The 14,641-nt window shown below is 34.0% G+C and carries 10 protein-coding genes; 8 read left to right on the top strand and 2 right to left on the bottom strand.

The features are described from left to right. Positions 1-26 precede the first annotated feature (26 nt). The 6 genes from recQ (at position 27) to IP023_RS00965 (ending at position 10,012) form a co-directional block, all read left to right on the top strand. Positions 27-2,219 carry a DNA helicase RecQ gene (gene recQ / locus IP023_RS00990; RefSeq protein ID WP_241788378.1) on the top strand — a complete coding sequence of 731 codons (2,193 nt, stop codon included), beginning with the start codon at positions 27-29 and terminating at the stop codon, positions 2,217-2,219. Between the two features lies 1 nt (position 2,220). Beyond that, on the top strand, positions 2,221-3,036 hold the full coding sequence (gene kdsA / locus IP023_RS00985) for a 3-deoxy-8-phosphooctulonate synthase (protein WP_241788377.1): 816 nt from the start codon (positions 2,221-2,223) through the stop codon (positions 3,034-3,036). A 424-nt stretch (positions 3,037-3,460) separates the two neighbouring features. Then, entirely contained in the window at positions 3,461-4,945 is a 1,485-nt protein-coding gene (locus tag IP023_RS00980; RefSeq protein WP_241788376.1) for an alanine/glycine:cation symporter family protein, read from the top strand. A gap of 360 nt (positions 4,946-5,305) precedes the next feature. Then, on the top strand, positions 5,306-6,790 hold the full coding sequence (locus IP023_RS00975) for an alanine/glycine:cation symporter family protein (RefSeq protein ID WP_241788375.1): 1,485 nt from the start codon (positions 5,306-5,308) through the stop codon (positions 6,788-6,790). Positions 6,791-7,113: 323 nt separating this feature from the next. Beyond that, the gene (locus IP023_RS00970) at positions 7,114-8,601 is read left to right on the top strand and encodes an alanine/glycine:cation symporter family protein (RefSeq protein ID WP_241788374.1); all 1,488 of its coding nucleotides are present in this window, start codon (positions 7,114-7,116) and stop codon (positions 8,599-8,601) included. Positions 8,602-8,677: 76 nt separating this feature from the next. After that, entirely contained in the window at positions 8,678-10,012 is a 1,335-nt protein-coding gene (locus tag IP023_RS00965) for a Na+/H+ antiporter NhaC family protein (RefSeq protein ID WP_241788373.1), read from the top strand. Between the two features lie 525 nt (positions 10,013-10,537). Here IP023_RS00965 and IP023_RS00960 read toward each other — a convergent pair. Continuing rightward, a complete protein-coding gene (locus IP023_RS00960; RefSeq protein WP_241788372.1) occupies positions 10,538-10,741 on the bottom strand; it encodes a hypothetical protein in 204 nt (67 codons plus the stop codon). 105 nt (positions 10,742-10,846) lie between these two features. Between IP023_RS00960 and IP023_RS00955 the strand changes: the two genes are divergently transcribed. After that, complete coding sequence (locus IP023_RS00955) at positions 10,847-11,593, top strand: LexA family transcriptional regulator (protein WP_241788371.1); 747 nt, start codon at positions 10,847-10,849, stop codon at positions 11,591-11,593. Between the two features lie 158 nt (positions 11,594-11,751). Here IP023_RS00955 and purH read toward each other — a convergent pair whose 3' ends face one another. After that, positions 11,752-13,278: a bifunctional phosphoribosylaminoimidazolecarboxamide formyltransferase/IMP cyclohydrolase gene (gene purH, locus IP023_RS00950; RefSeq protein WP_241788370.1), complete on the bottom strand. Its 1,527-nt coding sequence runs from the start codon at positions 13,276-13,278 to the stop codon at positions 11,752-11,754. Between the two features lie 282 nt (positions 13,279-13,560). Here purH and IP023_RS00945 point away from each other — a divergent pair, with 282 nt between their 5' ends. Continuing rightward, entirely contained in the window at positions 13,561-14,577 is a 1,017-nt protein-coding gene (locus IP023_RS00945) for an SMP-30/gluconolactonase/LRE family protein (protein WP_241788369.1), read from the top strand. Positions 14,578-14,641 lie beyond the last annotated feature (64 nt).

Below are 14,641 nucleotides of genomic sequence, written 5' to 3'. Positions count from 1 at the left end.
AACTACCTAATTTTGTTGCCGCGCAGATGGAAATAGAAAAATCGTTATACGATAATCTTCAAGAGTTTTTTGGCTTTGATGCATTCAAAGGAGATCAAGAAGCAATTATTACTAATATTTTAAACAAGAAGGATACTTTTGTCATAATGCCTACAGGAGGTGGTAAATCTATATGTTATCAATTACCAGCATTAATGAGTGGAGGTACGGCTATTGTGATATCGCCTTTGATAGCATTGATGAAGAATCAAGTCGATCAATTACGGGCTTTTGGAGGTACAGATAGTATTGCTCATTTCTTAAATTCATCTTTGACAAAGGGAGAGATTACCCGAGTTAAAGAAGATGTTACTTTAGGCAAAACTAAATTGCTTTATGTAGCACCTGAATCCTTATCGAAGGAAGATAATGTGCAGTTTTTGAGAAGTATAAAAGTTTCTTTTGTAGCGGTTGATGAGGCCCATTGTATTTCTGAATGGGGACATGATTTCAGACCTGAATATAGAAAGATTCGTTCTATAATAAATGAAATTGGTGATAATATTCCTATTATAGCGCTTACAGCTACAGCTACGCCAAAGGTTCAATCGGATATTCGTAAGAATTTGCAAATGAATGATGCTACTTTATTTAAGTCTTCATTCAATCGTTCTAATTTGTTCTACGAAGTCAAATCCAAGAAAAATGTCGTTAAGGAGATCGTTAAATTCATAAAAAATAATGCAGATAAAACCGGTATTATATACTGTTTGAGTCGCAAGAAAGTTGAGGAAATAGCAGAAGTACTTAATATCAATGGTATTAAAGCTTTGCCTTATCACGCAGGCTTGGATGCCAAGACACGTGCAGATACGCAGGATAAATTTTTAATGGAGGATGTGGAAGTGATTGTTGCAACGATTGCTTTTGGTATGGGGATTGATAAACCGGATGTCCGTTATGTGATTCACCATGATATTCCTAAGTCAATGGAAGGTTATTATCAAGAAACAGGACGAGCAGGCCGTGATGGTGGGGAAGGGGTATGTGTAGCTTTCTATTCTAAAAAAGATGTCGAGAAGCTCACAAAATTTATGAAAGACAAGCCTGTTGCAGAGCGTGAAATAGGTACTCAAATATTAAAAGAAGTTATAGATTATTCTGAATCTTCTGTCTGTCGACGTAAACAGATTCTTCATTACTTTGGTGAAAAATTTGATGAGACAGGATGTAATAATATGTGTGACAATTGTCGTACACAGAAAACGTATTTTGATGCTGAGGAGGATTTACTAAAAGTATTGAACTTTATCAAAAATGAGGGTAACAAATTTGATGACCATCATATCATCAATGTTTTCCTAGGTCAAAATAATCAGCCTATATCGTCTTATAAGCATGATCAACATCCTTTTTTTGGCTCTGGCAAAGAAAAAGGTCTAAATTATTGGAACTCCTTACTTAGACAGGCCGAATTATCAGACTTTATAAAGAAAGATATTGACCATTATGGTCTTCTAGCCTTAACCGAAGATGGCAAAAAATATGTTAATAATCCATATGCGATTAAGTATGTATTGAATAGGCCATTGGAGTCAGCAGATGAAGATGGTAGCGTAGATGACACCAATCAAGCTTCTAGTGCATTGGATACGGAGTTATTGAAAATGTTGAAGGATCAACGTAAAAAGATCGCTAAACAAAAATCATTACCACCGTTTGTAATATTTCAAGATCCATCATTGGATGAGATGTGTACCCACTATCCAATTACAATAGATGAATTGAAACAGATTCATGGTGTAGGTGCGGGGAAAGCTTTAAAATTTGGTGCTTCTTTTGTGGAGTTAATCAAAAACTATGTCGAAGAGCATGGAATTGATCGCGCGCAGGATTTAGTCGTGAAAAGTGCCGCTAATAAATCAGCTCTTAAAGTGAGTATAATACAAAATATAGATCGTAAAATAGGTTTAGAGGATATAGCTTCTTCTAAAGGGATTAGTTATGAGGATATTTTGAAAGAGTTAGAATCTATCGTTTATTCAGGTACAAAAATCAATATTGGGTATTTTGTAGACGAGATGATTGACCCAGATAGACAGGAAGAAGTGTTTGATTATTTTAAATCAGCAGAAGTTGATTCTATAAAAACAGCACTTGCTGAATTAGGGGAAGAGGATTATTCTTATGAAGATATCCAATTAATGCGAATTAAATTTTTATCAGAGTTAGGGAATTAAAATGATTAATACTTATTTGCCGAATATTAAAAACGGTACTTCAGACAATTTTTTCTTGATGGCAGGGCCATGTGCAATTGAAGGTGAAGAAATAGCACTACGTATTGCAGAACGAATTGTAACGATTACAGACAAATTAAATATACCTTATATATTCAAAGGTTCTTATCGCAAAGCAAATCGATCTAGAGTGGATTCATTTACAGGTATAGGAGATGAAAAAGCATTAAAGATACTTGAAAAAGTAGGTAAGGAGTTTGGTGTACCTACCGTAACAGATATTCATGAAAGTCAAGAGGCTGCAATGGCTGCAGCATATGTTGATGTATTACAAATTCCTGCTTTCTTGTGTAGACAGACTGATTTATTAGTTGCTGCTGCAAAAACGGGTAAAATCGTTAACATTAAGAAAGGACAATTTCTATCCGCTGAATCAATGAGTTTTGCGGTTGATAAAGTAAAAGATTCGGGTAATAATAATGTATTCTTGACGGATAGAGGTAACTCATTTGGCTATCAAGATCTTATTGTAGATTTTAGAGGAATCCCTGTGATGCGTTCATTTGGCGTACCTACAGTGATGGATTGTACGCATTCTTTACAACAACCCAATCAGACTTCTGGTGTGACAGGAGGAAAACCGGCTTTGATTGAAACTATCGCTAAAGCGGCAATAGCTGTAGGAGCTGATGGTCTATTTATTGAAACACATCCGGATCCTGCGAACGCAAAATCTGATGGTGCTAATATGTTACAGTTAGATCTTTTAGAGCCTTTATTAGAAAAATTAATACGTATTAGAGAGGCTATCAAATAGTTTTTCCATCTAATAACTTCAAAGCGATCAATCATCTAAATAGGTAATTGATCGCTTTTTTGTTGCTAATGATTTATACTTAGAAATTTTAAGTTTGTGCCTTGTATTACGAATTTGCTGAGCCGTCCAATATTAAATTTTTTATTCTAAAAGAATCCATTCAACATACCTTTTCTTTTAAATACTTGTAAAAAAAACTATTTATATGTTGACCATTTTGAAGGATGTAAAAGTGTTTTCTATAATAAAATATGATCCTTGTCTTTTAGTGTATTATTCTAAGCACTTTATCCATTTTTACATATTTATTATTCTATCGTTATAAATAGTCTTTTATTTATGTTGTTTCTGAATTTAATTATTTGTTTTTATTAAAAAATCACTATTTTTCGCTAATAAAACAAAATCTAATCAACAATTTTTAATGGAAAGGATTATATCAACGATATCCAGTTATGTCTGGAGCGATTTTTTTATTTATTTCTGCCTACTAATAGGTTTATATTTCTCTATTAGGACAGGTTTTTTACAAGTAACATATTTAAAAGATATGATACGGTTGTTATTTTTAAAGAAAAAATCTGATGAAGGGATATCATCTTTTCAAGCTTTTGCATTAGCTATTTCTGGTCGTGTAGGTACCGGAAATATTGTCGGTGTTGCTACAGCTATTATGATGGGGGGACCAGGTGCTGTATTTTGGATGTGGCTAATCGCATTTTTTGGATCTTCATCTGCTTTTGTAGAATCTGCTTTAGCACAGGTATACAAGCAAAAAGACGGCAATGAATTTCGTGGTGGGCCTGCTTATTATATTGAAAAAGGATTGGGTGTAAAATGGTATGCTGTTTTATTTGCTGTAATAACTATCATTAGTACAGGCTTCTTGCTGCCTGGTGTTCAAAGTAATGCGATTAGTGGTACATTAGCTAATGCTTTTAATATAACCAATGAAATAGTAGTAATCGGAGGGAGTGAATTTACAATTAGTTGGGTAGGACTTGGTGTTGTAGCTCTTTTAGCTATAATTATTATAGGTGGGGTAAAACGCTTGGGACAAGCATCTGAATTTATTGTTCCTTTTATGGCTGGTGCTTATATCTTGATGGCTTTAGTAATAATAGGCATAAATATTACACAAGTACCAGCAGTCTTTAAGTTGATCTTTACTTCTGCATTTGGAATGGATGCTGCATTTGGTGGTATCTTGGGTATGGCGATAGCCTGGGGGGTAAAGCGTGGTATTTATTCCAATGAAGCAGGTCAAGGAACAGCCCCTCATGCAGCGGCGGCGGCAGATGTTTCGCATCCAGCGCAGCAGGGATTGGTACAGGCATTTTCTGTTTATGTGGATACCTTCCTGGTGTGTACCGCTACAGCATTGATGATATTGTTTGCCGGGACATACAATGTTGTAGATACAGTAAATGCTAACGGTGAGGTAACCAAATATATTGTAGAGAATGCATCAAATATGCAGGCTGATGCTTTTACGCAGGCAGCAATTTCACATGAGTTCCCAGGTTTTGGTAATTCTTTTGTGGCTATAGCATTATTTTTCTTTGCATTTACCACTATTATGGCTTATTACTACTATGCAGAAACTAATATTGCTTATATTTTTAAAAATAAAAATAAGAAACTTTTAATTTGGACCTTACGTATTGTATTCTTGTTCGCTACATATCTAGGGACTATCAAGACCGCAAAACTAGCTTGGGACTTGGGAGATATCGGGGTAGGTTTAATGGCTTGGGTCAATCTAATTGCCATCTTGTTATTGAGTAAAACAGCAATGGTGGTATGGAAGGATTATGTGAAGCAACGAAAAGCGGGTATTGAAGATCCTAACTTTGATCCCGAATCATTGGGCATTAAAAATGCAGAATTTTGGAAGAAAGACAAATAGTGCTTTTTTTGGCGTATAGATATCTACAAGGATATGTAGTATTGTCATTATCGTCAGCATTTGAATTATAGCTAGAGGTCATAAAGTATTGGTACTTTATGACCTCTTTTTTTTTAATAGCTATTTTTTAAATAGCTACTATTATGAGCAGTATGTTATGCAATAGCTATCAAATACTTAATTACCAATAATTATCCCTAATCATTATAAATTCTTTTACCGCGTAGCGGTTGAATTTTAATATCTAAACAAAAAGGTTTTATTTTCTCGATGTTTATTTTTATTTCGTTAAAATACATTATTGTATTATTTTATTGTTATTTTTCATAAAATTAATTAAAGATAAATAAAAATATTTTGATGGAAAATATAATCTCAACGGTATCCAGCTATGTCTGGAGTGATTTTTTTATTGTTTTTTGTTTACTAACGGGCTTGTACTTCTCTTTTAGAACAGGTTTTTTACAAGTTGCCTACTTGAAAGATATGGTTCGGCTTCTTTTTAAGAGAAACAAAACGGATAAAGGAATATCCTCCTTTCAAGCTTTTACATTAGCGATTTCTGGCCGTGTAGGGACAGGTAATATTGTAGGTGTGGCGACGGCTATTTTCATGGGTGGACCTGGAGCTGTTTTTTGGATGTGGCTTATCGCCTTTCTAGGGGCGTCTTCAGCTTTTGTGGAATCAGCATTGGCTCAAGTGTATAAGCGGAAAGATGGCCATGAGTATAGAGGAGGTCCTGCATACTATATTGAAAAAGGACTTGGTGTAAAATGGTATGCTGTTTTATTTGCTATTATTACTATCGTTAGCACTGGGTTTTTATTACCAGGTATCCAGAGTAATGCAGTAAGCAATACATTTACTACTGCTTTTAATATAACCAATGAGGTCATATTTATTGGAGGTAGTGAGTTCACGATCAGTTGGGTAGGTATATTTATTGTAGTTCTATTAGCCTTTATAATTATAGGTGGGGTAAAACGATTGGGTAAAGCCTCTGAGTTTATTGTGCCATTTATGGCTGCTGCCTATATTTTGATGGCTTTAGTGATAATAGGAATTAATATTACACAGGTGCCAGCAGTTTTTAAATTAATTTTTACTTCTGCACTTGGTATGGATGCTACTTTTGGAGGGATCATAGGCATGACTATTGCATGGGGGGTCAAACGTGGTATTTATTCCAATGAAGCTGGTCAAGGTACTGCGCCACATGCTGCAGCTGCAGCAGCAGTTTCTCATCCTGCTCAACAAGGATTAGTACAAGCATTTTCTGTCTATGTAGATACATTTTTTGTTTGTACTGCTACAGCACTGATTATATTGTTTGCAGGTACTTATAATGTTGCAGATACTGTAAATGCCAAAGGTGAGGTGACACATTATATCGTTGAGAATGCTGCCAACATGCAAGCTGATGCTTTTACACAAGCTGCTATTTCACATGTATTTCCGGGCTTTGGTAATGCTTTCGTCGCTATAGCCTTGTTTTTCTTCGCATTTACAACTATTATGGCTTATTATTATAATGCTGAAACCAATATTGCTTATATTTTTAAGAAGAAAAATAAAACTTTGATTATATGGGTTTTGCGTATTTTGTTTTTGTCTGCCACCTATTTAGGAACCATAAAAACGGCCAAGTTAGCATGGGATTTGGGTGATATCGGCGTTGGCCTTATGGCTTGGGTCAATCTAATTGCCATTTTATTATTGAGTAAGACAGCAATGGTGGTTTGGAAGGATTATGTAAAACAACGTAAAGCAGGTGTCGAAGATCCAAATTTTGATCCAGAGTCTTTGGGGATAAAGAATGCTGATTTTTGGAAAAAAGACAAATAGTACTGTTTCTTCGCTTATAGATATCTACTACTATAGGTAGTTTGGTTGTTGTCATAAACCTTATAAATATAGTTAGAGCTTATAAAGTATTGGTACTTTATAAGCTCTATTTATTAGCTAGCTATTTTCGCAATATTTACTTTATTAGCTTCATATGTCCTTAATTCCAATAGTAATCCTACTTATAAATATATGTGTAATGGATTATTTATGAATGATATTTTTCTTTTGATTTATTTTTATTTCCTTGTAGATTCTATATTGCGTCAATTTGTTTGTATTTTTCAAAAAATAATTAATCAAAAGTTAATAACGACATTTTAATGGAAAATATAATCTCAACTATATCCAGCTATGTTTGGAGTGATTTTTTTATTGTTTTTTGTTTGCTAACGGGCTTGTACTTCTCTTTTAGGACAGGTTTTTTACAAGTAACCTACTTAAAAGATATGGTTCGGCTTCTTTTTAAGAAGAAAAATAATGAAAAAGGGATTTCTTCTTTTCAAGCTTTTTCTTTGGCGATATCGGGACGCGTAGGGACGGGAAATATAGTAGGGGTAGCTACATCTATATTAATAGGTGGTCCTGGCGCTATATTTTGGATGTGGCTGATTGCATTTTTAGGTGCTTCATCGGCTTTCATAGAGTCTGCTTTAGCCCAAGTATACAAACAAAAGGATGGAGATGACTTTCGTGGTGGCCCTGCTTATTATATTGAAAAAGGATTGGGTGTAAAATGGTATGCTGTTTTATTTGCTTTGATTACCATTGTTAGTACGGGTTTTTTATTGCCTGGGGTGCAGAGCAATGCTATTAGTGCGACATTAGGGAATGCATTTAATCTTTCAAATGATATACTCATTATCGGAAGTAATGAGATTACCATTAGCTGGGTTGGTCTAAGTATTGTAGTACTGCTCGGTATTATTATTATAGGTGGGGTAAAACGATTGGGGCAAGCGTCTGAGTTTATTGTGCCATTTATGGCTGGAGCTTATATTTTGATAGCATTGATCATTATAGGGATGAATATAACACAGGTGCCTGCCGTGTTCAAGTTGATTTTTAGTGCTGCTTTTGGTATGGATGCTGCTTTTGCTGGGATTTTGGGGACGGCTATTTCACTAGGTGTCAAACGTGGGATATATTCCAATGAAGCGGGACAAGGTACAGCACCGCATGCCGCAGCAGCTGCCAACGTCTCTCATCCTGCACAACAGGGTTTGGTACAAGCATTCTCTGTTTATGTAGATACACTCTTTGTTTGTACAGCTACAGCGCTGATGATATTGATTTGTGGAACCTACAATGTAGCTGAAGAAATCGATGTAAATGGAAATGTGTCTAAGTATATCGTAGATAATGTGGGGGATATGAAGCCCGGTGCTTTTGCACAAGCTGCTATAGCAAATTTATTTCCTGTTGTAGGAAATTACTTTGTAGCTATTATATTATTCTTTTTCGGATTTACCACGATTATGGCTTATTACTATTATGCCGAAACTAATCTTGCCTATGTTTTTAAGAGTAAAAAAACTAAGATTGTAATTATTTGGTTATTGCGGGTTATATTTTTATTTGCTACATATTTAGGAACTATTAAGACAGCAACGCTTGCTTGGGATATGGGAGATATAGGCGTAGGGTTAATGGCTTGGGTCAATCTGATAGCCATTCTTTTGTTAAGTAAAACTGGCATAACAGTTTGGAAGGATTATGTCAAACAACGAAAGGCAGGTATTCTAGATCCTAAATTTGATCCGAAATCCTTAGGTATCAAAAATGCGGAGTTTTGGGAAAAAGATAAATAGTATTATTTATCCTTTTTATACTATCTTATAATACTATCATTTAGCTACTTTTGTCCATTAATAAATTGTTTTATACATGGATCGAGAGAATCAAGCTATTGGGGGCTTTTGGGCTTTATTGCCTTTAATATTATTTATAGTAGTGTATTTTTTGTCGTCACTGCTAATCGGTGATTTTTATGCTGTTCCTGTCTTAGTGGTTTTTGTTATAGCACTTTTTGTCGCTTTCTTACAATACCCAGAGAAATCATTTGCGACTAAATTACATCACTTTTCCAAAGGTTCTGGAGATGAGAATATATTGATTATGATTCTTATTTTTCTTTTAGCAGGTGCCTTTGGTGAACTGTCTAAATCTATAGGTGCTATATCCTCGACGATCAATTTCGCGCTTACCTATATATCGCCTAGTTTTATAATATCAGGTATATTTTTGATATCTTGTTTTGTGTCTACTTCATTAGGGACATCCGTAGGTACTGTAGTAGCTTTGGCTCCTATAGCTGTCGGATTTGAAAGTTATTTGCCGGGGATTACAGCATTAGCATTGGCTGCGGTAGTAGGAGGGGCTATGTTTGGCGATAATCTTTCCTTTATATCTGATACTACAATAGCAGCTACACGCACCCAAAATGTAAGTATGAAAGATAAATTCAAAGTCAATTTTGGAATTGTAATGCCTGTTGCCATAATTGTGTTTATCATTTATTATTTTCAAGGTGCTGCTTTGGTTCAGCATATTGATTATCTAAATGTCGAAGATTATGAATTCCTAAAAATAGTACCTTATTTATTGGTGTTCATATTAGCTTTACTAGGGCTACAAGTAATTTGGACTCTGGGGATAGGTATTATAACAGCTCTGCTGATAGGGATAGGTTCTGGGGATATAACTTTTCTGGAGAGTGTAAAAGCGATTAACACCGGATTTGCCGGTATGTTTGAGTTGAGCATTTTATGTTTGATTATAGGTGGTGTAGTAGGAATTATACGTTTCAATGGAGGTATAGATTATTTGTTAAATATTGTATTAAAGAATATTAAATCATCTCGAGGAGCAGAGCTAGGGATTGCATTGTTGACAGCTTTAGTAAATTTTACGTTAGCAAATAATACGATTACAATAGTTATCGTTGGTCCAATAGCAAAAGAAATTTCTGATCGTTTTAATTTAGTACCTAAGCGGGTAGCAAGTATTTTAGATACCGTTTCTTGTTTTGTACAAGGCTTGATCCCTTATGGTGCTCAAATATTAGCGGCATTGGCTACTACGTCGATAATCGCAGGTGCCGATTTAGGAAAACCTACAATTAGCCCTTTGGACCTTATCCAATACCTTTATTATCCATTCTTAACTGGTATAGCAACATTAATTTTTATTTTGTTTAGAAAAGATAAAAAAAGCTATTAGTGAATATATCTGAAATGAATAATATATACGCTATCAGGTTAGTGGTTATCGGGATTTAAAAAATATCTAAGTATTATAATAGGGTTACTTTTTTGATTTTTTATATCCCGATGAATAATGTTAACAGAAATATATGGAGCACTGGTTATTTTTCAATATAAAATAACTCGATTAAACTGTTGTGTAGATCCTCTATAATAAACTATTATAATGTCATATTGTATTGCTTGTATATTTTTTGCAGCTAGCATATCCATTAACAGTAATTAAACCATTTATCAACTAAGTACTATTTAATTATAGTTATTACTAATAGTATAAATACCTATTTAGGTAGCTTGGTTCTTATGTAATGCATTATCGTGTATATGTTTTGCTCGTATAAAAGGGAGCTATTTATACATTTTTTATGTACCCTAATCGCGAGTCGAATTAACTATTTTTTGTAATAGTTTTGATTAGTGGAAATAACATGTTTTGGTTTAAAAGTTAGTGTTATATTTCTTTATAAAGCAAATGATGTATTCATTGCTTTAGCACTTTTTTTAAAGCAAGGTTAACTGCAGCTTCCTGTTTGTGATACTCTTTTTTCAATATATCACATGTAACCCCTTTTCGTGTACCATCTATGCTTTGACGAATGTAAGTTTTGGAGACTCCATATTTCTTTACAATATACTCAATCACAGCACTGTTGTAGTTGTTCCTTTTTTTCGTAACTTTGTCCATTGCTTATATAGTTGCGTTTGAAGTAAATAGTGTTTACTCTTACTTATTTTAGGTAAATGTATATACGATTTGTGAATAATAAAAAAGCTTAGTCACATTTTGAGTATGAAAAAAGATAATTCACTGATTCTTAGGGATATAAAATTGCATTATAGGCTAAAGACTGATGCCGAGTTTGCACGGTTTCTAGGTATTAAGCCTAATTCTTTAGCAAATTGGTACAGTAGAAACACAATGGATTACGAAAAAGTAATCTCAAAGTGTGAAGATATTGATGCTAATTGGTTATTGACAGGGAAGGGAACGATGTTAAAATCAAATGCTACTCAAAATGTATCAAGTGATTTTTCTTTTTCAGATCCTAGCTTAAATAGTTTTACAAATATTATTGGTGAATTATCAGTCATTACAGGCAGTATATTTCAACATAATCAAATTATTCCTAAGTATGATATTAACTCCATAACAACATTGGAGTTGTTTTTCAATAACAATATTCAAAAACCTGTTGACTATTATAGCATTCCGAATTTACCAAAGGTAGATGGTGCTTTTTCTATTATTGGTGATTCTATGTTTCCAATATTGAAATCTGGAGATATTATTTTTTATTCCCAAATCAATGATTTTAAAGATAATTTATGTTGGGGAGGAATGTATCTGCTTGATCTCAATACGGACGATGGTGAGTATATGACAGTTCACTACATTCATTCTTCAGATAAGGGAGAAGATTGGATTAAATTGGTAAGTAGCAATACGCATTATAGTCCACAAGAGATACATGTAAGTACAGTACGATCAGCAGCTTTTATTAAGGGCTTTTTACAAATTTGTAATCCCGTTATCTAAGCTTATTTTATGTAATACAATAGTTAGATTAATTGTATTAGTTTCATTAATCCTACTTTCTTTCACTATAGTGTAGACTCTAAATATTAAATATTATATACAATAAATAATGCGGTATGAAAACCGCATTATTTATTGTATATAAGTATATTTTTTTATTAGTGTTTGAAGTGACGCACGCCTGTAGTTACCATTGCGATACCTTTTTCATTGGCCATATCAATAGACAATTGATCTTTGATAGAACCACCTGGTTGTAATACTGCTGCGATACCATTGTCACCAGCGATCTCTACACAGTCTGGGAAAGGGAAGAATGCATCTGATGCCATGGATGATCCATTTAAATCAAAACCAAAAGCTTTAGCTTTTTCAATAGCTTGTTTTAATGAATCAACACGTGATGTTTGACCAACACCCGACGCAATCAATGTGCCATTTTTAGCAAATACAATAGTGTTTGATTTCGTATGTTTAACAATCTTGTTCGCGAAATACAAATCTTCCAATTGTTCGGCTGTAGGTACTACAGTCGTCACTGGAGTCATTTGATCAGGACCTTCTACTGTATTATCTTTATCTTGTAAGATAACGCCATTCAATAAAGTTTTGAATTGCGCTGTAGGCAATTGAACATCTTTACGACGCAAGATAATTCTGTTTTTCTTTTCTGTTAATGTAGCGATTGCTTCAGAAGAATAGGAAGGAGCTATTAATACTTCGAAGAATAATTTATTTATCTCTAATGCTGTCTCGCCATCTACTTCGCGGTTTGTAATTAATACACCACCAAAAGCAGAAACAGGATCACATGCTAACGCATCTATCCATGCTTGTTTTACCGTAGTACGTGATGCAACACCACAAGCATTAGTATGTTTTAAGATTGCAAATGTAGGCTCTTCGAACTCATCTATGATGGCTACTGCAGCATCTACATCTACAAGGTTGTTATAGGATAATTCTTTACCATTTAATTTATCAAACATAGCTTCTAAGTCACCAAAGAAAACTCCTTTTTGGTGTGGATTTTCTCCGTAACGTAGCACTTGTGCTTTTTGCTCTGATTGTTTGAAAACTTGTAATGGTTCTTCTTGGTTGAAATAATTGAAGATAGCAGTATCGTAGTGCGATGAAGTATTGAAGGCACGTTTTGCAAATGATTTACGCTGTTCCAATGTTGTTGTACCTTCTTGAGCGGCTAATAATTGCTCTAATTCTGTGTAATCATTTTTTGAAGAGATGATCACAACATCGTTAAAGTTTTTCGCTGCAGCGCGAATCAGTGAAATACCACCAATATCTATTTTTTCAATAATATCTTCTGCCGAAGCACCCGAAGCTACAGTTTCTTCAAATGGATATAAATCCACGATTACTAAGTCGATTTCTGGAATATTATATTCCTCGATTTGTTTTTTGTCTTCCGCTAAAGGGCGACGTGAAAGTATACCACCGAATACATTTGGATGTAATGTTTTTACACGACCACCTAAGATTGAAGGATAGCCAGTTAAATCTTCTACACGTTCTACGCCAATACCTAAATCACGGATAAAAGCTTCCGTACCGCCTGTAGAGTAGAAAGTTACACCGTATTTGTTTAATAGTTGGATTAGAGGAGCTAGGTTGTCTTTATAATAAACAGACACCAAAGCATTTTTGATCTTAACAGGATGATTCATTTTGATTTGTTTGAAGGGGCAAATGTACGAATTTTAAGTATTAATCTGTTGTGATATTTATTTAAAATGAAGAGTCTCTATGATTAAGGATATACATAGTTCTCTTTAATATAAAGGCATTTGAATAATCATCTATACCTGTTGGCTTCCTTTTGTTCAGCATGTAATGAATTTGAAGCAATATTTGGTTAATGAGGTATAGTATACATCGGCTGAAATATTTAGAAACTCACCTGTTAACTAATGATTGTTTTTTATATATTTATAATTAATATTACGGTTATGATAAAGTTTATTAGTTGGATGTTATTATCTGTTTGTGTTGCTTGTATTGTTGGATGTGCCACTAATACGAAGGTACATGAATACCCCAAGGCAATAGGAGAGGTGCAAATATTAGATGATGATGCTTATGGTATTTTAAGCGATGAGTCTACCCTTGAAATAATAGACTCAGGCTATATATGGACAGAAGGGCCGTTATGGCTTGACGAACAATCGTCTTTATTATTTTCTGATGTAGCACAAAATAAAATTTACCAATGGAAAGAAGGACGTAGTTCAACGGTATATCTCGAAAATGCAGGATTGGCGGATAGTATAGAATATGTAGGTAAGGAGCCTGGATCGAATGGTTTATTATTAAATATGGATGGCCAATTAATAATTGCACAGCATGGTAATAGGCAAATCGCCATGATGGAGGCTCCAGTAGATACACCAGTGCCAAAATTCAAATCCCTGGTGAATACTTATGATGGTAAGCGATTAAATAGCCCTAATGATATAATACAAGATCGCGCAGGCAATTATTATTTTACAGATCCGATATTTGGCTTAGGCATGGATCAAACGCCAGACCTTAAGCATAGAGGAGTATATAAGTTGACTAAGGATAATGAATTGTTTCTATTAGTTTCTGATTTAGAAGGTCCTAATGGTTTAGGGCTGAGTTTGGATGAAAAGTATTTATTAGTAGCTAATACAAGTAAAAATAAAGCTATATTATATGAATTTGAACTGGATAATACGACGAATAGTATAAAAAATAGAAAGGAGATTTACGACTTCTCCAACGAAGTAAAAAATGGTCATGGCGTCTTGGATGGCTTGACAATTGATAGCAATGGTAATATTTATCTTACTGGTCCCAAAGGGTTATGGATATTTAATAAAGATTATAAACCTATAGCACGTTTAATAGTTCCTAATGCCATATCTAATTGTACGCTGTCCAAAGATGAAAAAACACTTTATTTAACAAATACAGACAAAATACTACGTTGGAAATTGAAGTAATTTTTAATTAGTGTTTGTTCTAGAATAGTATATTTTGTTTGTTTAAGATTTACCAATTTACGTT

It is taken from the genome of Sphingobacterium rhinopitheci, assembly GCF_022627575.1.
Classification (GTDB): domain Bacteria; phylum Bacteroidota; class Bacteroidia; order Sphingobacteriales; family Sphingobacteriaceae; genus Sphingobacterium; species Sphingobacterium rhinopitheci.
Note: the sequence above shows the minus strand (reverse complement) of the source record. Positions and strands in the feature narration are given on the sequence as shown.